At 62.2% G+C, this 18848-nt stretch carries 19 protein-coding genes; 10 read left to right on the top strand and 9 right to left on the bottom strand.

The genetic code is table 11. The annotated features are described in order from the left end of the window. Positions 1-87 precede the first annotated feature (87 nt). The 3 genes from rpsD (at position 88) to JQ597_RS12170 (ending at position 3041) form a co-directional block, all read left to right on the top strand. Positions 88-705: a 30S ribosomal protein S4 gene (rpsD, locus tag JQ597_RS12180; protein ID WP_192734154.1), complete on the top strand. Its 618-nt coding sequence runs from the start codon at positions 88-90 to the stop codon at positions 703-705. Positions 706-780: 75 nt separating this feature from the next. After that, positions 781-1926: an alpha-hydroxy acid oxidase gene (locus JQ597_RS12175; RefSeq protein ID WP_212264394.1), complete on the top strand. Its 1146-nt coding sequence runs from the start codon at positions 781-783 to the stop codon at positions 1924-1926. A gap of 44 nt (positions 1927-1970) precedes the next feature. Beyond that, on the top strand, positions 1971-3041 hold the full coding sequence (locus tag JQ597_RS12170; protein WP_212264393.1) for a threonine aldolase family protein: 1071 nt from the start codon (positions 1971-1973) through the stop codon (positions 3039-3041). 3 nt (positions 3042-3044) lie between these two features. Here the strand turns inward: JQ597_RS12170 and JQ597_RS12165 are convergent, their stop codons facing one another. Genes JQ597_RS12165 through grxD form a run of 4 tightly spaced genes read right to left on the bottom strand, consistent with a single transcriptional unit; the run spans position 3045 to position 6539 of the window. Further along, positions 3045-4340 (bottom strand): serine hydrolase domain-containing protein, encoded by a 1296-nt coding sequence (locus JQ597_RS12165; RefSeq protein ID WP_212264392.1) that lies wholly within the window; start codon positions 4338-4340, stop codon positions 3045-3047. Further along, on the bottom strand, positions 4321-5604 hold the full coding sequence (locus tag JQ597_RS12160; RefSeq protein WP_212264391.1) for a serine hydrolase domain-containing protein: 1284 nt from the start codon (positions 5602-5604) through the stop codon (positions 4321-4323). The genes JQ597_RS12165 and JQ597_RS12160 overlap by 20 nt, the downstream gene beginning before the upstream one ends. A gap of 48 nt (positions 5605-5652) precedes the next feature. Beyond that, positions 5653-6204, bottom strand: coding sequence for an O-acetyl-ADP-ribose deacetylase (locus tag JQ597_RS12155; RefSeq protein WP_212264442.1), 552 nt, complete (start codon positions 6202-6204; stop codon positions 5653-5655). Next, positions 6201-6539, bottom strand: a complete 339-nt coding sequence (gene grxD / locus JQ597_RS12150) for a Grx4 family monothiol glutaredoxin (RefSeq protein WP_212264390.1) — start codon at positions 6537-6539, stop codon at positions 6201-6203. The genes JQ597_RS12155 and grxD overlap by 4 nt, the downstream gene beginning before the upstream one ends. Before the next feature lie 302 nt (positions 6540-6841). Here grxD and egtB point away from each other — a divergent pair, with 302 nt between their 5' ends. Together egtB and egtD are read left to right on the top strand one after the other, a co-directional pair. Then, positions 6842-8092, top strand: coding sequence for an ergothioneine biosynthesis protein EgtB (gene egtB, locus JQ597_RS12145; RefSeq protein ID WP_212264389.1), 1251 nt, complete (start codon positions 6842-6844; stop codon positions 8090-8092). 102 nt (positions 8093-8194) lie between these two features. After that, complete coding sequence (gene egtD / locus JQ597_RS12140; RefSeq protein ID WP_212264388.1) at positions 8195-9166, top strand: L-histidine N(alpha)-methyltransferase; 972 nt, start codon at positions 8195-8197, stop codon at positions 9164-9166. Positions 9167-9173: 7 nt separating this feature from the next. Here egtD and JQ597_RS12135 read toward each other — a convergent pair whose 3' ends face one another. Further along, positions 9174-9473, bottom strand: a complete 300-nt coding sequence (locus JQ597_RS12135) for a hypothetical protein (RefSeq protein WP_212264387.1) — start codon at positions 9471-9473, stop codon at positions 9174-9176. Between the two features lie 281 nt (positions 9474-9754). Here JQ597_RS12135 and JQ597_RS12130 point away from each other — a divergent pair, with 281 nt between their 5' ends. Further along, positions 9755-9952: a hypothetical protein gene (locus tag JQ597_RS12130; RefSeq protein WP_212264386.1), complete on the top strand. Its 198-nt coding sequence runs from the start codon at positions 9755-9757 to the stop codon at positions 9950-9952. A gap of 48 nt (positions 9953-10000) precedes the next feature. On the opposite strand, the gene JQ597_RS12125 is transcribed toward JQ597_RS12130, so the two are convergent. Further along, positions 10001-11179, bottom strand: coding sequence for a low temperature requirement protein A (locus JQ597_RS12125; protein WP_212264385.1), 1179 nt, complete (start codon positions 11177-11179; stop codon positions 10001-10003). Positions 11180-11200: 21 nt separating this feature from the next. Further along, positions 11201-11437 (bottom strand): BolA family protein, encoded by a 237-nt coding sequence (locus JQ597_RS12120; protein ID WP_057838868.1) that lies wholly within the window; start codon positions 11435-11437, stop codon positions 11201-11203. Between the two features lie 184 nt (positions 11438-11621). Here JQ597_RS12120 and JQ597_RS12115 point away from each other — a divergent pair, with 184 nt between their 5' ends. Both JQ597_RS12115 and JQ597_RS12110 read left to right on the top strand, forming a co-directional pair. Next, the gene (locus JQ597_RS12115) at positions 11622-11981 is read left to right on the top strand and encodes a DUF427 domain-containing protein (RefSeq protein ID WP_212264384.1); all 360 of its coding nucleotides are present in this window, start codon (positions 11622-11624) and stop codon (positions 11979-11981) included. A gap of 225 nt (positions 11982-12206) precedes the next feature. Beyond that, a complete protein-coding gene (locus tag JQ597_RS12110; RefSeq protein ID WP_212264441.1) occupies positions 12207-13388 on the top strand; it encodes an acyltransferase family protein in 1182 nt (393 codons plus the stop codon). 19 nt (positions 13389-13407) lie between these two features. Here JQ597_RS12110 and purL read toward each other — a convergent pair whose 3' ends face one another. Then, entirely contained in the window at positions 13408-15615 is a 2208-nt protein-coding gene (gene purL, locus JQ597_RS12105; RefSeq protein WP_212264383.1) for a phosphoribosylformylglycinamidine synthase subunit PurL, read from the bottom strand. A gap of 159 nt (positions 15616-15774) precedes the next feature. Here purL and JQ597_RS12100 point away from each other — a divergent pair, with 159 nt between their 5' ends. Beyond that, positions 15775-16263, top strand: a complete 489-nt coding sequence (locus JQ597_RS12100) for a PaaI family thioesterase (RefSeq protein WP_212264382.1) — start codon at positions 15775-15777, stop codon at positions 16261-16263. Next, positions 16253-17185 (top strand): DMT family transporter, encoded by a 933-nt coding sequence (locus tag JQ597_RS12095; protein WP_212264381.1) that lies wholly within the window; start codon positions 16253-16255, stop codon positions 17183-17185. Before JQ597_RS12100 ends, JQ597_RS12095 begins: the two co-directional genes overlap by 11 nt. 48 nt (positions 17186-17233) lie before the next feature. Here the strand turns inward: JQ597_RS12095 and JQ597_RS12090 are convergent, their stop codons facing one another. Next, entirely contained in the window at positions 17234-18835 is a 1602-nt protein-coding gene (locus JQ597_RS12090) for an ABC transporter substrate-binding protein (RefSeq protein ID WP_212264380.1), read from the bottom strand. Between the last annotated feature and the right edge of the window lie 13 nt (positions 18836-18848).

The raw sequence follows: 18848 nt of genomic DNA, 5'->3' as shown, positions 1-18848 counted from the left end.
TTTCGAGGCGGACCTGTCGGCACCGGGAAGTTCCCGGCGCACAGGAGGGCGCGTCTCCTCAAAACCCAAACTTATCAAGAGGACGCGATGACTAAGCGCAGTGAGGCGAAATACAAGATCGATCGCCGTATGGGCCAGAATATCTGGGGCCGCCCCAAGAGCCCCGTGAACCGCCGTGAATACGGCCCCGGCCAGCACGGCCAGCGCCGCAAGGGCAAGCTGTCCGACTTCGGCGTGCAGCTCCGCGCCAAGCAGAAGCTCAAGGGCTATTACGCCAACATTTCCGAGCGCCAGTTCCACGGCATCTATGTCGAAGCCGGCCGGATGAAGGGCGACACCGGTGAAAACCTGATCGGCCTCCTCGAGCGCCGCCTCGACACCGTGGTGTATCGCGCCAAGTTCGTCGCCACCATGTTCGCCGCGCGCCAGTTCATCAACCACGGCCACATCAAGGTGAACGGCCGTCGCGTCAACATTTCGAGCTACAAGGTCAAGCCCGGCGACGTCGTCGAGATCAAGGAATCCTCCAGGCAGCTCACCCCGGTGCTGGAAGCCGTCCAGCTCGGCGAGCGCGACGTGCCCGACTTCATCGAGGCCGATCACTCCAAGATGACGGCGAAGTTCACCCGCATCCCGGCACTGTCGGACGTGCCGTTCGCGGTGCAGATGGAGCCGCATCTGATCGTCGAATTCTATTCGCGCTGATCGGAACGCATTTTCGAGTTATTAAAGGCCCCGGGAAAACCGGGGCCTTTTTTCTGCCCCCAATGGGAACGCCCCATGCGCCTGAGCGACTGCCACAACTTCCACGATTTCCGCAAGCTGGCGCAACAGCGCTTGCCCGGCCCGATCTTCAATTACATCGACGGCGCCGCCGACGACGAGGCAACGCTGCGCCGGAATACCCAAAGCTTCGAGCGCTGCGATCTGGTCCCCAACGTCCTGCGCGGCGTGGAGGCCATCGACATGTCGGTGACCGTCATGGGCCAGAAACTGGCGATGCCGGTCTATTGCTCCCCGACCGCGCTGCAGCGCCTGTTCCACCATACCGGCGAGCGCGCGGTGGCCGCAGCAGCCGCGAAGTACGGCACGATGTTCGGGGTATCCTCGCTCGGCACGGTCAGCCTCGAGGAATTACGCAAGGCGCACGATACGCCGCAGGTCTATCAGTTCTATTTTCACCGCGATCGCGGCCTCAACCGCGCCATGATGCAGCGGGCGAAGCAAGCCGGCGTCAACGTCATGATGCTGACGGTGGACAGCATCACCGGCGGCAACCGCGAACGCGATTTGCGTACCGGATTCTCGATTCCCTTCCGCCTGACGCTTGCCGGCATGGCCCAGTTCGCAATCAAGCCGATGTGGGGCATCAACTATCTCACCCATGAGGGCTTCAAACTGCCTCAGCTCGACGAGCACGTCGATATGAGCGGCGGCGCCATGTCGATCGGACGCTACTTCACCGAAATGCTCGACCCTTCCATGACCTGGGACGACGTCGCCGAAATGGTGAAGCTATGGAACGGACAATTCTGCCTGAAAGGCATCATGTCGGTGGCCGATGCCAAACGCGCCGTCGAGATCGGCTGCACCGGAATCATCCTGTCCAACCATGGCGGCCGGCAGCTCGACGGTTCGCGGGCGGCGTTCGATCAACTGGCTGAAATCGTCGATGCCGTCGGCGACCGGATCGACGTCATCATGGACGGCGGAATCCAGCGTGGCACCCATGTCCTGAAAGCATTGTCGCTGGGGGCCAAAGCTGTTGGCGTCGGCCGCTTCTATCTTTATCCTCTCGCGGCAGCCGGCCAGGCCGGCGTTGAGCGTGCGCTCGGCCTGATGCGGGCCGAGATCGAGCGCGACATGAAGCTGATGGGGTGTAGATCGATCGACCAGTTGTCACGCGAAAATCTGCGCTTCAGATAATTCCCTCCTCTCCTCGCCGTCTTGCAACTACCGAGAGCCAGCCAATGACCTATTACACCCCTCCTCCGCGCGATCCCAAGGCAGCGCCGGTCCGTATCAATCTGCTGTCGGATACCCAGACCCGCCCCACGCCGGCGATGCGCGAGGCAATGGCGCGGGCCGAGGTTGGTGACGAACAGATCGGCGACGATCCGACCGTCAATCTGCTCTGCGAACGCGTCGCCGACCTGCTCGGCAAGGAGGCGGCCGTGTTCATGCCGTCGGGCACCATGTGCAACGTCGCGGCGACCTTGTCCTGGTGCCGGCCGGGCGACGAGATCCTGGCGCATGTCAGCGCGCACATCATCGCCCGCGAAGGTGGTGCGCATGCCGCCCTCGGCGGTTTCCAGATCACGCCACTGCCGGGCGACGACGGGCAATTCTCGCCGGAGACGTTTCGGGCCGCGCTTCACCCACGCTCGCGCTACCAGCCGCCGCAAACCGTCGTCAGCGTCGAACAGACCGCCAATATCGGCGGCGGCACGATTTGGAAGAAGGCCGCGCTGGATGAGGTCGTCGAAATCGCCAGGGCCAACGGGCTCGTCACCCATATGGACGGTGCGCGGCTCTTGAACGCCTGCGTCGCGTCAGGCATTTCCGCGCGCGACATGGCTGCGGGCTGGGATTCGGCCTGGATCGATTTCTCCAAAGGCCTCGGCGCGCCGGTCGGCGGCGCCATCGCCGGCTCGCGCGATTTCATCGACAATGTCTGGCGCTGGAAGCAGCGGCTCGGCGGCTCGATGCGGCAGGCCGGCATTTGCGCGGCGGCCTGCGTCTACGCGCTCGACCATCACGTCGACCGCCTCGCCGACGATCACGCCAACGCGCGGGCGCTGGCGCGCGGGCTGTCGCAGATCAATGGCGTCGAGGTGCAGCAGCCGGAAACCAACCTCGTGTTCTTCAAGCCGGATGGCGCCGGCATCCCGGGTGACAAGATGATCGAGGCTCTGCGCAAGCGCGGCGTGCTGCTGGCGATGATGGACGGCAGGATCCGCGCCTGCACCCATCTCGATGTGACGGCCGCGATGATCGAGGAGACGGTCGGTTTCGTGCGCGAGATCGTGCGCGGGGCCTAACGCTCATCTCCCCAACGCTTGATAGATCAGCGTCTTCAATGCAAGCTGAATACGTCCGCGCTGCGATGGCGTCTGCACCATGAAGATCGCGAACATATCGTCCTTGGGATCGATGAAGAAGAACGTGCCCGCGACGCCGTCCCAACGGTACTCGCCCAGCGGCCATGACGTGTTCGGCGGCACCGACGTGCGTACTGCAAAGCCAAGCCCGAAGCCGCTCGTTTCGCCGGGGTAGTAAGCATAGTCGCGCGCGATTTTGGTTTCGGCACCGATGTGGTCGGACGTCATGAGCGCGATCGTCTCGGGCCTGAGGTAACGACGGCCTTCGAAAGTGCCGCCATTCAGCAGCATCTGCGCGAAGCGTGCGTAGTCGCCGAGGGTACCCACCATGCCGCCGCCGCCGGACTCCATCCTCCTCGGCTCCATCGGATCCCGAACGTTGGTGACCGGGCTGATCGCGCGATCGGTCGGCATCGGCTCGGCAATGCGTGGCCGCATCGCCGGATCGGCGACGACGAACGCCGTCTCGTTCATCCCGAGTGGGCCGAGCAAGCGTTCCCTTTCGAATTCAAGCAGGGATTTTCCCGACGCCACCTCGATCACGCGACCCAGTACGTCGGTGGAATAGCCGTAGTCCCATCGCGTGCCTGGCTGCTCGACCAAAGGCAGTTTTGCGACTTGCTCGGCAAACTCGGCATTGGTCAGGTTGCGGCGGATGAGACCAGCCTCGGCATAGCGGGCGCGTACGAGACCTCCTCCCATGTAACCGTAAGGCAGGCCGGAGGTATGGCGCAGCAAATCGGTGATCGTAATGGGCCGTTCGAGCGGCTCCTCGACCAGCGTCAGCGTACCATCGTCGGCGCGCTTCTCGACACCGACTTTTGTCGTCGCAAAGGCCGGGATGTATTTCGAGACGGGATCGTCGAGTTTTAATTTTCCGTCCTCGACCAGCATCATCGCCGCCACCGAGGTGATCGGCTTCGACATCGAATAGAGGCGGAAGATGGTATCCGCGGTCATCGGCAGTTTGGTCGCAACGTCGCGGACGCCGAAGCTCTCGAAATAGACCGGCTTGCCGTGCTGCTGGATCAGCAGGATCGCACCGGGAATCTTGCCGGTCGCGATTTCGTTGCGGATATAGTCGCCGACGCGCGTCAGGCCTTCGCGCGAAAAGCTTCCCGCGCCCGGCGCAGGCTCGCTGGCACGCACGACATGCGACGAGACCAGGACGACGAATGCGGCCAGCGCCGCGACGAAAAGACCGCGGAGCCTCACGCCGTCAATTCTCCATCGCTTCATAAACCAACTGCTTGAGGGTGCGCTGAACGCGCTGCCGTTCGGTGGGAGTCTGTTCCAGCAATACGAAAAGCATTTCCTGCTTGCGGTCGATCACCATGTAGCAACCCGAGGCGCCGTCCCATTTCAATTCGCCCAGCGATCCCGGCGGCGGAGGCTTGGCGTTGCCGGGATCGGTGCGCACGGCAAACCCAAGCCCCATGCCGAAGCCGTCACCGGGAAAATAGAAATAGTCCCGCTCGACGCCGGAGCTCTTGCCGGTATGGTCCGATGCCATCAATTCGAACGTCTTCGGGCTGAGATAGGTCTTGCCCTCGAACGTCCCGCCGTTGAGCAGCATTTGCGCAAAGCGCGAAAAGTCCGACATGGTCGAGACCATGCCGCCGCTGGCGGATTCCCATTTCTGGCGAACCTCGGTCCGGTACTGGCGGCCGACACGGAAATCACTGTCGTTCGGCACCGGCTGGGCGAGCCGTTGCAACCTCTCCGGTTCGGTGACGAAGAAGCCGGTGTCGGTCATGCCGAGCGGATCGAGCAGCTTTTCCTTCTCGATCTCGAGCAAGGATTTTCCGGACACGATCTCCATGATCCGTCCCAGGATGTCGGTGGAATGGCCGTATTGCCAGAGCGCGCCCGGCTGGTTGTGCAGCGGCAGCTTGGCGATTCGTTCGGCGAACTCGGCGAGGTCGAATTCGCCCGCATAGATGTTGGCCTCCTTGTAAGCCTTGCGCACCAGACTGTCGCCATAGAAGCCATAGGTGATGCCGGAGGTGTGACGCAACAGGTCGAGAATGGTAATGGGCCGGGTCATCGGCACCAGTTCGAGCGTCCTGTTGCCGTCCTCGGCCTTTTTCTCCACCCCGACCTTCATGTATGCGAAGGACGGAATGTATTTCGAGACGGGATCGTCGAGCTTGATCTTGCCGTCCTGGATCAGCTGCATCGCCACGACTGATGTGATCGCTTTGGTCAGCGATGACAGGCGGAAGATGGTCTTGTCTGATATCGGCGTCTTGGAGACCACGTCCTGCACGCCGAAGGTCTGATGATAGACCGGCTTGCCGCGCTGCTGGATCAGCACATTCGCGCCGGCGATCTTGCCGGTTGCGACCTCGTTCGCGAAGAACTCGCTGATCTTGGCGAGTTTTGCTTCATTGAAACGTGCTCCCGCAGGCATGTCGAAGGTGCCTTGAGCGCGGGCGAGCGGCGGCGCCCCCAGCATCAGCGCGCCACCAACGAACGCGCACAGCACTTGACGTGAATTCATTGGACCCCTCCCCGGAATTCGCCCGGGGAGTGTAGCGGTCGCCTGTCATCAGGCACAAGGGCTCCCGAAGGCGGCCAGCGCCGATTCATGCAGGCGGGCGCTATCCTCGGAGAAGCAGCAAAAAATCATACTGGTCATTTCGGGTGCCGTGGCCAGCGCATCGACCACGGTTGCGACCGCGATCCCGGCCGCGCGTTCGGCGGGGAAGCGATAGATGCCGGTTGAAATCGCCGGAAAAGCCACGGAGGCAAGACCGTGCTTCCGGCAAAGTTCGATCGAGCGGCGATAACACGAGGCGAGCAAATCGTCTTCGCCAAGGTTACCGCCGTTCCAAACCGGTCCAACTGTGTGGATCACATGTTGGGCTTTCAGCCGGTAGCCGCGGGTGATTTTGGCATCGCCAGTCGCGCAACCATTCAGGGTGCGACACTCGGCCAACAGCTCAGGTCCAGCCGCCCGATGGATCGCCCCATCGACGCCGCCCCCGCCGAGCAGTGACGAATTCGCGGCGTTGACGATGGCGTCAACGCGCAAGCTGGTGATGTCGGCAACGATGACTTCCAGCCGCGCCTTGCCGATCTGGCGCGCGGTCGAACTCAGGCTGAAGCCGCCGTGTTGACGGTAACGCCTTTGTCGGCCAGCAGCTGCTGCAGTTCACCGGCCTGGAACATCTCGCGGACGATGTCGCAGCCGCCAACGAACTCGCCCTTGACGTAGAGTTGCGGAATGGTCGGCCAGTTGGAGTAGGTTTTGATGCCGTCGCGCAGATCGGCGGACTCCAGAACATTCAGGCCCTTGTAGCCGACGCCCACGTGATCGAGGATCTGGACCACCTGCCCCGAAAAACCGCACTGGGGAAACTGCGGTGTTCCCTTCATGAACAGCACGACGTCGTTCGACTTCACTTCGTTGTCGATGAATTGCTCGATGCTCATATTCGCTTCCTTTTGGGGCACGGTCCCCTGCGGCTAAGCCTTGCGGGCCGGCTCGTCCGATTTAACCCGATCCTGCCTATATATGTAGCCCAAACCGTTGTGCATCCAAAGTAAAATGGCGAGGAGCTGGCATGCGCGGCCTTGACGCGGGGGCCCAAAAGGCCGGTCGGCTCATAGTCTGATGGCATCAATATCATGGCGCCGGGAGGCTTTTTTCCCGGATGGGAACCCCTATCTAGGACGGACTGTCCGTCAGGAACCTGTCTGCCAGAGAAACGTTCTCTCCCGAACCGGAGCCACCAGTGACGAAATCAGTAACCGCGGCCGCGTTAGCCACCCCCACCCCGTCACTCTTCTCCGATTCCGGCACCCTCGCCCAGCGGCTGGTCGACGCCTATCTCGCTGTCCGGGACGAGACCGAGCGCCGGGCCGCACCCCTGTCCCCCGAGGATCAGCTGATCCAGTCGATGCCGGACGCCAGCCCGGCAAAGTGGCACCGCGCTCATACCACCTGGTTTTTCGAGCAATTCCTGCTCGGCGAGCATTGCGAGGGCTATCGGGTTTTTCACCCCGACTACGCCTTCCTGTTCAACTCCTATTATGTCAGTGCCGGCCCCCGCCATGCCCGCCACCAGCGCGGTCACCTCACGCGGCCGAGCGCCGATGAAGTCACCGCCTATCGGCGCCATGTCGATGCCGCCGTCGTCAAATTCTTCCAGACCGCGCGCGAGGACGTCCTTACCGGACTGGTACCGCTGGTCGAAGTCGGTCTCAACCACGAGCAGCAGCATCAGGAATTGATGCTGACCGACATCCTGCACGCCTTCGCCCAGAACCCGATCCCGCCGGCCTATGACGCGGCGTGGCGCTTCCCTGCCCCGACACGGGGCGATGACGAATGGATCGCCCTCAACGAAGGCATCCATACCGTCGGGCATAGCGACGACAGTTTTCATTTCGACAATGAGAAGCCCGCCCACCGCGCGCTGGTCGGCCCCGTGAAACTCGCCCGCAGCCTCGTCACCAACGCCGAGTGGCTCGCCTTCATGAAGGACGGCGGCTACGCAACGGCGACGCTATGGCTGATGGACGGTTTTGCCGCCGTGAACAACGAGCAATGGCAGGCGCCCGGCCATTGGCGCCAGGTCGACGGCGAATGGCGGATCATGACGCTCGGCGGATTGCAGCCGATCGATCCGTCCGCTCCGGTCAGCCATGTCAGTTATTACGAGGCGGATGCGTTCGCGCGCTGGAGCGGAAAGCATCTGCCGACCGAGATGGAATGGGAAGTCGCGGCACGTGGCGGCCTGTTGAACGATGCGTTCGGCATCGTCTGGCAGTGGACCCGCAGTTCCTACTCACCCTACCCCGGGTATCGCGCCATCGAAGGCGCGCTCGGCGAATATAACGGCAAGTTCATGGTCAACCAGCTGGTGCTGCGCGGCTCCTCGCTTGCAACTCCGGCCGCACACAGCCGTATCACCTATCGCAACTTCTTTTATCCGCACCACCGCTGGCAATTCACGGGATTGCGCCTTGCAGACTACGCCTGACTTTTCTCAAGCATGATCCGGAATGGCGCGTAACGCCTTTCGAAACCAGATCATGCCCAACCGATGATCAAGCGCGCCGGGAAGCGCGTTCAGGAGAGTATCATGAATGTGCACGCCCCCGCTTTGGCCCAAACGCACGAGTTCGACGAACAGACTTCCGCATTTGCGGAAGACGTGATCGGCAACCTCGCACAGCATCCGAAACGGCTGTCGCCGAAATATTTCTACGACGTCACGGGTTCGGAGCTGTTCGAACAGATCACGGTGCTGCCGGAATATTATCCGACCCGTACCGAACTGGGCATTCTGCGCGACCGCGGCGATGCGATTGCCGCGATCATCGCGAAGGGGGCGGCGCTGGTGGAATTCGGCGCCGGCGCCACCACGAAGGCGCGCCTGCTGCTGGAACGCAGCGACTTCGGCGCCTACGTCCCGGTTGATATATCCGGCGACTTTCTCAAGGCGCAGGCCGATGCCCTGCGCACGGACTTCCCCGGTCTCAACGTCTATCCGGTGGCCGCCGATTTCACTGCACCGTTTGCGCTGCCGGCCGAGATCGCCAATATGCCGAAGCTCGGCTTCTTTCCGGGATCGACGCTCGGCAATTTCGAGCCGCATGAAGCCAGCGCCTTCCTGCGCACCGCCCGCGAAATCCTCGGCGATGGCGCGCAGATGATCATCGGCGTCGATCTCGAAAAAGATGAGCGCGTGCTTTACGACGCTTACAATGATTCAGCGGGAGTCACCGCGCGCTTCAATCTCAATGTGCTGGTGCGCATCAACCGCGAGCTCGGCGGCAATTTCGACCTCTCCGCCTTCACCCACCGCTCGATCTACAATCGCGACCGCCATCGCATCGAAATGCACCTGATCAGCCGCAAGGCGCAGAACGTGCGCGTGCTCGGGCACAGTTTCTCGTTCCGTCCCGGCGAGAGCATCCATACCGAGAATAGCTACAAATACAGCTTCGAGCGTTTCACCGCACTGGCGCGCGGGGCGGGCTGGAAGGTGCGGGAATCCTGGACCGACAAGGGCGGGATGTTCTCGGTTCACGCGCTGGCGGCTTCAAGCTGAGGCCGCTTCACGTTTTCGCCCCGGACTTGCCGCGAGCCGACCGCGGCTTGCGCGTGGGTATGATCCGTGGCGAAGGCATCATCCAATGATCGGACAATCGCCCGGCGCCGAGCAGCCAGCCGTGAATGATGCGCCATTTGTCCTGCCCGCGAGATTGGAAATCCAACAGCGGCGACCCGTCGTCCTGCAGCTCGTAGAAGAATCGCAGCGAGTCCTTGCCGGTGGGTCCGCCAGGATCGATCGCGTGCGTCAGTATCCAGTCATCCCACTGCTGGAGTATCAGGGCACGTGCTTCGCTTTGTTTCATCGGCGCGCGTTCTCGGCCACGGGCATGCCGTGGGAACTGAGTTGACCGCGCTGGTCAGATTTAACTTGCAAAAAAGGTGTCCGCGCCGCCGCGCTACCTGCACCTTCGTAATCCGTATGAAAGCAAATGCTTAACAAATTTGCAATTTCGGCAATCTACGCCAGCAATTCGCTGCAGCAGCGCTGTCGTTTCCCCTTCGAAATGTCCAAATTTTGACGCCGACTCAGCCAATCCTGCGCATACGACTTGGCTGGGGTGAGTTCGTGCCAGGGGATCTAGTTATGGGGAATGCGTATCCGACGTCCGGGAACCAGAAGCACCGCTTCGGACCTTCATCGGCGCTCGACGATGAAGACGAGGGACCCGATTCCGACGTGAGCGCCGCGCTGGCGTCGCTGATCGAGGAAAATGTCAGGCTTCGTGCCCTTGTGGTCCAGTTGTCCGACCTCGTCCTGAAGAACCTCGTCGCCCAGAAGTAGTGCTTGCAGTTCGCGATTGTGTGCCGGTCACGCGACCGGCACACGCCGTTACTCCGGCGTGTCGGACCTGAGCGAGATTGATTCCCACACCGCGACCACCACCATGATCGCGGTCGTGAGCAACGAGAGCCATAGCGGCGACAGGTCGTGCGCGAACCAGGCCAGCCCGCACAGCACGATAATACCGACACCGTGCGAGAGCTGCAGAAAGCCGCGAAAACTGTGCTTGAACAGGATCGTCCCGATCAGGAACAGCAGCGGTCCGCCGGTCGCGCTCAGGACCGTCCTGAGATCGGAATGACCGCCCGGGTGCTTCAGCACGAGTTCGTCGGCCACTGCCGTGACGATAATCCCGGCCACGATCGGCATGTGCAGGTAAGTGTAGGCGAGCCGCGCCAGCCGCCCCGGTTCGCTCGATTTTGAGATCTGCTCGGATCCGGCTTCGGCGCCCTTGTTGAAGTAGATCCACCACATCGCCAGGGTGCCGACAAAGGCTGACACGAAGGCGGTGACGTTTTCGGTCGTCCAGGTCAGCTCGGCAAAAGTAACACCCGTCACGATGATGGATTCGCCGAGCGCGATGATGATGAACCCCGCGCAGCGTTCGGCCATGTGGCCGCCCTCGATCACCCAATCGGCGACCGAAGACGCGCCGTACCGGGGTATCCAGAACCGCACCGCCGGCGACAGATATTCGATGACGAGCGCGATCCCCCACAGCACCAGCCGGGTTTCGCCCTTCGCAAAGCCACCCGCGATCCAGAACACCGCCGACAACGCCAGCCACGACGTGATGCGGATCGCATTCATCCGCGCCAGGGGACGCGACGGTGGCGTCGCGACCCACAGGAACACGGTCTTGCCGACCTGCATCGCGGCATAGGCCAACGCGAACCACAGCCCGCGGTCGTCAAACGCCTTCGGGATCGAGGTCGAGAGCACGAGCCCGCCGAGCGTCAGCGCAAACAGCAGCAGCCGGACCGGGGTCTTTTCGGGATTGAGCCAGTTGGTGATCCAGGAGGTGTAGACCCACACCCACCAGACCGCGAGGAACAGCATCGTGACCTGCAGCGCGCCCAATGGCGTGAAATGGCCGAGCAGGCTGTGCGAGATCTGTGTGACCGCAAAGACGAAGACGAGATCGAAGAACAGCTCGGCGTAGGTCACCCGGCTGTGCTGGTGCGGCACGATCGGTCGAAACAGCGCGCCGTGTGCATCCGCCGCCATCGGCGCGCCTCCGAGGTTCGGTCAGCCTTCGGGCACCCCGGTTTGCAGCGCCAGCGCGTGCAGCACGCCGCCCATCTGCCCCTTGAGCGACTGGTAGACGATCTGGTGTTGCTGGACCCTCGACTTGCCGCGGAAGGACTCAGAAATCACAGTCGCGGCGTAGTGGTCGCCGTCACCGGCCAGATCGCGGATCGTCACCTCGGCATCGGGTATGGCTGCCTTGATCATCGATTCGATATCGTGGGCGTCCATCGGCATTCCAGCATGTCTCCGTCAGATGTTGCGAATCACGGCCAGCTCTCGCGACCGTGACGGCCAAACCTAGCGCGTACGCCCTTCTAGGTCATCCTGCCCGGCACTATATCCCGGGTTCAAACCTTTTAAACCATTCAGGTTGAGGCGTCCGGTCACATCCGGCTGACCCAAAAAGAGGCAAAGAAGCATGAAACTTCCCGGTCCCGACCATCCGATCACGATTGCGGCCAATCCCAAGCGCGTCCGGGTTTCGGCCGGCGGCGTGGTCATCGCCGACACCACCCAGGCCCTCACTCTCAAGGAGGCGCGCTATCCGGCGGTGCAATATGTGCCGCGCAGCGACGTCAATATGGCGCTGTTGGCCCGCACCGAGCGGACCACGCATTGTCCCTATAAGGGGGACGCGAATTATTTCAGCATCAACGCCGACGGCAAGACACTGGAGAACTCGATCTGGACCTATGAGACGCCGTTCCCGGCGATGGCAGAGATCGCCGGCCATCTGGCGTTCTATCCGGACAAGGTCAAGATCGAGGAAGTCGTCTGAGGGCCTGATCCGCCGGCCAAGGCGCGGAGGCTGGATCATCTGGCGCGAAGCCGCACTTGGCGCTTTTTGCCGCGTAACGAAATTCCAGATCCTGTTCAGCCGCGAGCTCGCGACATTCTCATCGAGTGAACGACGATGCCTCGCTGCGGGGTTTGATGATTGGCCTTGCTGATCGGGTTCCCGGCTGCAACATTCCGGACAAATAGCCTGGCTGGGGAGGCGCGCATGACATCGATTACCGCCGCGGGACACGCCGACGCCCAAGCGGTGCCAAAAACCAAAACGCGAAACCTTTCGCTTGATCGCGCCCGCACCTTCCTGACGCTGGTGGTGCTGCTGCACCACGCCGTCATCCCGTATACTTACTACGGTCACACCGACCCGAAGTCATTCTTCGGCTTCGACATGATCGTGCTCGCCACCGACAGTTTCTTCATGGCGATGTTCTTTTTCCTGTCTGGCTTGTTCGCATGGTCCGGCATTGCGCGAAAGGGACCGCTGAATTATTTGCAGGATCGCCTGTTTCGGCTTGCCCTGCCATTCGCGATCTGCGCGCTGACCGTCATTCCGATCGCCTATTACGCCATTTCCCTGCGTCAGCATCCCGAGGTCAGCTTCGCTTCATTCTGGTGGAAAACCGTCACCGTCGGACCCTGGCCGAGCGGACCGATCTGGTTCCTTTGGGTCTTGCTCGGCTTCGACCTGGTTGCTTGCCTGCTGTATCGGCTGTCACCCAACCTTCTCGATCCGATCAATCGCCTCTCGCTGCACGGTCGCCGTCGGCCCGCGGTGTTCTTCGCGGTCATGCTTGCCGTCACCGCTGCGTTCTACATTCCCGGGCGGATTTACTACGGAGCAGGCAGCTGGTTCGAGTTCGGACCGTTTTCCGTCCAGCACGGGCGCGTGATGCTCTACGCAACCTACTTCTTTTTCGGCGCCGGCATCGGCGTTGCGATGATGGATCGCGGGCTGCTCGCGGCTGACGGCCGGATGGCGAAGGTCAGCTGGGATTGGATGATCCTAGCGATCGTTCCGTATTACCTCATGTGGGTGCTGATCTCCATCAAGCGCGAAAACCTGGGGAATCCAGCAGACCTACCCGACTGGTATGAAGGGGCCTATGCTGTCTGCTTCACCGTCTTCAGTGTGGCCATCCTGTTCCTGATCCTGGCCTATTTCCTGCGGTTCGCCCACTCCGGCAAGAGCGTCCTCGATCCGATGCAGGGCGACGCCTACGGCATGTTTTTGGTGCACTATCCGATCGCGCTGTGGCTGCAGTATTGGCTCTTCGATTTCAATATGCCTGCGACCGTGAAAGCCCCCATCGGCTTCGTATTGACGGTCGCGTTCAGCTGGGCGCTGACGCGCGCGCTACGGCAGATTCCGGGTGCGAAGCGGGTGCTGTGAGGGCCAGTAGCCCGTAAGATCAGGACGCCTTGCCGCTCATATAGGCCGGGAGCCAGCTTTCGAACGCCGTATTGAGCGACGTTACCGCGACCGGTGCTTCACCGGCCACCGCAATTGCATCACCACCGGTGGTGCCGATCCGCGCGCAGGGCACCCCGGCGCCCTTCATCTTCGCCAGCACCAGTCCGGCATCGGCCGCCGGCACCGTCACGATGTAGCGTGCCTGGTCTTCGCCGAACCAGTAGCCGTGCGGCACGATCGAGGCCGGTGCCGCCAGCAATTGCGCGCCGATGCCACTCGCAATCGCCATCTCCGCGAGCGCGATCAGGAGTCCGCCGTCGGAAACATCATGCACCGCGGTTGCGGTGCCGGCGTGGATCATGCCGCGCACCACGTCGCCATTGCGCTTTTCGGCGGCGAGGTCCACCGGCGGCGGCGCGCCCTCTTCGCGGCCACAGACATCGCGCAGATAGACGGACTGTCCGAGCCAGCCCTGCGTGTCACCGATCAAGAGGATCGCCTCGCCTGCCGCCTTGAAGGCGAGCGTCGCGGACTTGGTGAAATCGTCGAGCAGCCCAACGCCACCGATCGAGGGCGTCGGCAGAATGCCGCGGCCGTTGGTCTCGTTGTAGAGCGAGACGTTGCCGGACACGACGGGGAAGTCGAGCGAACGACAGGCTTCCGCAATACCCTTCAGGCAGCCGACGAACTGACCCATGATCTCGGGCCGTTCCGGATTGCCAAAATTCAGATTGTCGGTGATCGCGAGCGGCCGTCCGCCGACCGCCGTGATGTTGCGCCAGGCCTCGGCCACCGCCTGCTTGCCGCCTTCGAACGGATCAGCCTCGCAATAACGCGGCGTTACGTCGACCGTGAGCGCAAGCCCCTTTGGTCCGTCCTCCACCCGCACGACGGCGGCGTCGCCACCCGGGCGCTGCACCGTATTGCCGAGGATGACGTGGTCGTACTGCTCCCAGACCCAGCGCCGCGAGCACAGCTCGGGCGTCGCTACCAGCTTTTCCAGCGCGGCCGAAATGCCGATCGGCGGCTTGACGTCCTGCGCGCGCACCACCGGCAACAATGCGGATGCGACATGCGGCCGGTCGTACAGCGGCGCCTCGTCTCCCAATTCCTTGATCGGCAAATCGGCCATGACGTCACCGCCATGCTTCACCACGAAGCGTTTGCTCGGCGTGGTGTAGCCGACGACGGCAAAATCGAGCCCCCACTTGCGGAAGATCGCCTCGGCCTCTTGTTCCTTCTCGGGCTTCAGCACCATGAGCATGCGCTCCTGGCTTTCCGAGAGCATCATCTCATAGGCGCTCATGCCGGTTTCGCGCGTCGGCACCGCGTCGAGATTGAGATCGACGCCGAGATCGCCCTTGGCGCCCATCTCGACAGCCGAACAGGTCAGCCCGGCCGCGCCCATGTCCTGGATCGCGATCACGCAATCGGCTTCCATGATCTCGAGGCAGGCTTCCAGCAGGAGCTTTTCCGCGAAGGGATCGCCGACCTGCACGGTCGGGCGCTTCTCGGCGGAATCATCATCGAATTCGGCCGATGCCATCGACGCGCCGTGAATGCCGTCGCGGCCGGTCTTGGATCCCAAATAGACGATCGGCATGTTCACGCCGGAGGCCGCCGCGTAGAAGATCTTGTCGGTGTCGGCGAGGCCGACGGCCATCGCGTTGACCAGAATGTTGCCGTCATAGCGGGTGTGGAAACGCACCTGCCCGCCAACCGTCGGCACGCCGAACGAATTGCCGTAACCGCCGACGCCGGCGACCACGCCCGACACCAGATGGCGGGTTTTGGGATGCTCCGGCGCGCCAAAGGAGAGCGCATTGAGGCACGCAATCGGGCGCGCGCCCATCGTGAACACGTCACGCAAAATGCCGCCGACACCGGTGGTCGCGCCCTGATAGGGCTCGATATAGCTCGGGTGGTTGTGGCTCTCCATCTTGAACACGACCGCCTGGCCGTCACCGATGTCGATCACCCCGGCGTTCTCGCCGGGGCCCTGGATCACCCAGGGCGCCTTGGTCGGCAGTCCGCGCAGATGGATGCGCGAGGATTTGTACGAGCAGTGCTCGTTCCACATCGCGGAAAAAATCCCGAGTTCGGTGAAACTCGGCACCCGGCCGATCAGCTTGAGGATGCGCTCATACTCGTCCGGCTTGAGACCATGGCTGGCGACGAGTTCGGGGGTGATCTGGGGCTCGTTCATGGGTCCCTTAATAGGAAGATCGGGGGGCTGCGAAAAGGCCTTTTAGGACGCATTTCCGCCCTGTCCAGAGCTTTACGGCAGGCCAGCCGGGATCGGCGTTTGCACATCACGCCTGGATCGGATTTAAGGGCTTAAACCTGCAAAGGAAGGCCCCATTTCGTGAATGACCTCTCCACGACCCCCTTCGTCAAACGTCCCGACCTGTACGTTGAAACCGAGGGCGAATTCGCCGGCTGGCGCACCTGGACCCGTGACAATTTCGAGACCAATAGCGGGCCGTTCTGGCACCGGGTGGAGGAAGACGGCCGGGTCCGCTGCGCCTTCCGCGTCGAGAAAAAACACCTCAACGACCAGCGCAACGTCCATGGCGGCTGCTTCATGACCTTTGCGGATTACTGCCTGTTCGCCCTGGCCTCGCCGGTGCTGCAGGGGTCGGGCGTGACGGTCGCATTTGGCTGCGAGTTCCTCGATGCGGCACACGAAGGCGAACTGGTCGAATGCGAGGGTGAGATCACCCGCGCCGGCGGCTCCCTGATATTCCTGCGCGGGGTGCTGAAATCGGGCGAGCGGTCGCTGTTCACCTTTTCCGGCACCATCAAGCGGGTGAAGCGGAAGCCGCGGACGGACGCAGGCGCCGTTGCCACCTAGCATTCCCCCGGGGAAGCACAGCTGGCGCGATTATGCCTTGCTGCTGGCGCTGGCGTGCTGCTGGAGTTCGACCTATCCGCTGACCAAGATCGGCCTCGGCTCGATCCCGCCGATCACCTTCATCTCGGCCCGTTCGCTGATCGCGGCCGCATTCCTTCTCGTCATCCTGTACGCGCGCGGATTGCGTCTCCCGATCGATGCCAAGGCCTGGAAGCTGTTCGCCTTCCAGCAGAGCATCAACTCGACCATCCCGTTTTTGATGATCACCTGGGCGCAACAATATGTGCCGGCATCCAGCGCCGTGGTGCTGGCCTCGACGACGCCTATTTTTGCCTTCCTGATCACCTGGGGCATCACGCGGCACGAGCCGGCGACGCTGTTGAAGCTGGTTGGCGCCATATTGGGCCTCGCCGGAACGGCCGCGATCATCGGGCTCGACGCGCTCGGCGGTCTCAGCAAGGACGTGTTCGCCGAAATCGTCATCCTTGTCGCCACCCTCTCCTTTGCCTGCGCCACCATCTTCGGGCTGCGGCTGACCGACTACGATCCGATGGTGGTGGCGGCGGGCTCACTGCTGTTCGGCGGCTTCGTGCTGCTGCCGGCATCGCTGATCGTCGATCACCCCTGGACCTTGCAGCCGACGGCGGAAGCCCTGGCGGCCACCGTCGCGATGGGCATCTTCTCGAGCGCGTTCGGGCTGATGCTGTTTTATATGTGCCTGAGCCGGCTCGGCACGCTCACCACCAACGCGCAAGGTTATCTGCGCATACCGATCGGCGTCGGTCTCTCGGTGCTGCTGCTCGGCGAATCCGTGCCGGCGAATCTGGCGCTTGGACTGGTACTGGTCATGGCCGGCGTCGCCGCGATGACCATTCCCGGCGATCGCTATGGCAAGTGGATCGACCGGTTGCGCGGCCGGTAGAAGGCTGCGCTCGGCACGTTGGCGCGGGCAATGAATCCGGACGCTTCTCTACTGCAAATTGACCAGGGTGAGATCGACGAACCACGACTGCGGCGAGACGAAACCCTTGACCTTCGGGCTCATCGCACGCGGGTTAAGATCGTGGACGATGAAAAGCCAGGGAGGATTATCGACGATGCGTTCGTGCGCCTTGCGATAGGCGGCCGAGATGGCTTTCGGATCAATCGCCTCGGAAATCGTCTTGAGCGCATCCTCGAAATCATCGTCCTTCCATTGCTCAAAATTGAATCCGTTCGGCGAAAAATTGGCCGCCGCAAAGTAACGCGCCATGACACCGGCATCTGACGATGGCGAGCTGATGTTGAGCACCATCGCCCCTTGCAGGCTTGCATGATCGGGTGTGGCGCGGGCCGCCGTCAACAGAACCTGCCATTCGATCACGCCGACTTCCACATTCACCCCGCAATTTTCTTTGAGGTTCTGCTGCAGGAATTCGTTCATCGGCAAAGGCAACATTTGGCCCGAACCGGAATTCGAGATCAGCGCCTTGAACGATAACGGTTTCGCCGGTGTGTATCCCGCTTCGGCAAGTAGGGCTTTGCCTTTGGCCGCGTCGAACTTGTAGCGGTTGACCGGGCTTCCGAAATCGGGATCGCTGGCCTTGAGCCAGCCTACCGACGGCTCCGCGGTCCCATTGAGAAGCGACACCAGCCCTTCACGATCGATGCAATAGTTTAGAGCCTGGCGAACCCTGACGTCCTTGAAAGGGCTATTGGTCGCGCCGATGTTGTAGAACCAGGGCCAGACATGCGGATATGAGCCGGTCGTGATGGTGAAGCCCGCCGATTTCAGTGAGGCGAGACCATCGGGCGGCGGCACTTCGATCCAGTCGACCTGGCCGGCGCGCAACGCAGCCAGCCGCGAATTCGCTTCGGGGATCGGCATCAGCACGACGTTGTCGACCTTCGCCATCCGGCTGGGGTCCCAGTATTTATCCCAGCGGGCGAGATTGGCTTCCTGCCGTGGCACGACCTTGGTGATGCGGAATGGACCGGTGCCTGCAGCGGGCAACGTCGCGACCTTGGCCCACTCCCGGCCGGCCTTCTCGAACGACGTAGGCGACGTGAACAGAAGGTACACCGCCATATAGGGAAAGTACGACGCTGGCTTGGTCGTGGTGATGGCGACGGTGTCGTCATCGACCTTCTTGTAGCTTCCCATGATAGGGACGCGGGCGCGCGAAATTGCCGAGCTTGGCGGCTCAAATTGTGGGCTGCTATTGTTGAAATAGCGATCAAGGTTCCAGACCACGGCATCCGCATTGAAATCGGTGCCGTCGTGGAATTTCACGCCGCGGCGCAGATGGAAGATCCACGTCTTGTTATCGGCTGGGTCCTGCTCCCATTTCTCCGCGAGCCCGGGCCGCAGGGTCGCCAACCGGTCGGTTCTGGTCAAATCCCACAGCACCAGCCCTTCAAAGATCGGATAGCCCATAAAGCGCATGCCTTCGAAGCCATTATTTGGCATTCCCGTTGCGGTCGGGATATCGGACGCCGTCATCGCGATGCGCAGCGCAGTTTCGGCCATCGCCGGTTGGTACGACAGCAAAACGGCCGCAAGCGCAAAGGTACGGGAAAGCTTGATGAGCATGACATTCCTCCGT

This window comes from Bradyrhizobium sp. AUGA SZCCT0177, assembly GCF_018130125.1.
GTDB lineage: Bacteria > Pseudomonadota > Alphaproteobacteria > Rhizobiales > Xanthobacteraceae > Bradyrhizobium.
Note: the sequence above shows the minus strand (reverse complement) of the source record. Positions and strands in the feature narration are given on the sequence as shown.

Bases quoted from the DNA above. Each gene is read 5' to 3' on its own strand.
- JQ597_RS12130 (WP_212264386.1), top strand. From the start codon at position 9,755: ATGGGGAATGCGTATCCGACGTCCGGGAACCAGAAGCACCGCTTCGGA.
- JQ597_RS12125 (WP_212264385.1), bottom strand. From the start codon at position 11,179: ATGGCGGCGGATGCACACGGCGCGCTGTTTCGACCGATCGTGCCGCAC.
- egtD (WP_212264388.1), top strand. From the start codon at position 8,195: ATGAATGTGCACGCCCCCGCTTTGGCCCAAACGCACGAGTTCGACGAA.
- JQ597_RS12175 (WP_212264394.1), top strand. From the start codon at position 781: ATGCGCCTGAGCGACTGCCACAACTTCCACGATTTCCGCAAGCTGGCG.
- grxD (WP_212264390.1), bottom strand. From the start codon at position 6,539: ATGAGCATCGAGCAATTCATCGACAACGAAGTGAAGTCGAACGACGTC.
- purL (WP_212264383.1), bottom strand. From the start codon at position 15,615: ATGAACGAGCCCCAGATCACCCCCGAACTCGTCGCCAGCCATGGTCTC.
- JQ597_RS12110 (WP_212264441.1), top strand. From the start codon at position 12,207: ATGACATCGATTACCGCCGCGGGACACGCCGACGCCCAAGCGGTGCCA.
- JQ597_RS12090 (WP_212264380.1), bottom strand. From the start codon at position 18,835: ATGCTCATCAAGCTTTCCCGTACCTTTGCGCTTGCGGCCGTTTTGCTG.
- JQ597_RS12135 (WP_212264387.1), bottom strand. From the start codon at position 9,473: ATGAAACAAAGCGAAGCACGTGCCCTGATACTCCAGCAGTGGGATGAC.
- JQ597_RS12115 (WP_212264384.1), top strand. From the start codon at position 11,622: ATGAAACTTCCCGGTCCCGACCATCCGATCACGATTGCGGCCAATCCC.
- rpsD (WP_192734154.1), top strand. From the start codon at position 88: ATGACTAAGCGCAGTGAGGCGAAATACAAGATCGATCGCCGTATGGGC.
- JQ597_RS12120 (WP_057838868.1), bottom strand. From the start codon at position 11,437: ATGCCGATGGACGCCCACGATATCGAATCGATGATCAAGGCAGCCATA.
- JQ597_RS12170 (WP_212264393.1), top strand. From the start codon at position 1,971: ATGACCTATTACACCCCTCCTCCGCGCGATCCCAAGGCAGCGCCGGTC.
- JQ597_RS12160 (WP_212264391.1), bottom strand. From the start codon at position 5,604: ATGAATTCACGTCAAGTGCTGTGCGCGTTCGTTGGTGGCGCGCTGATG.
- JQ597_RS12165 (WP_212264392.1), bottom strand. From the start codon at position 4,340: ATGAAGCGATGGAGAATTGACGGCGTGAGGCTCCGCGGTCTTTTCGTC.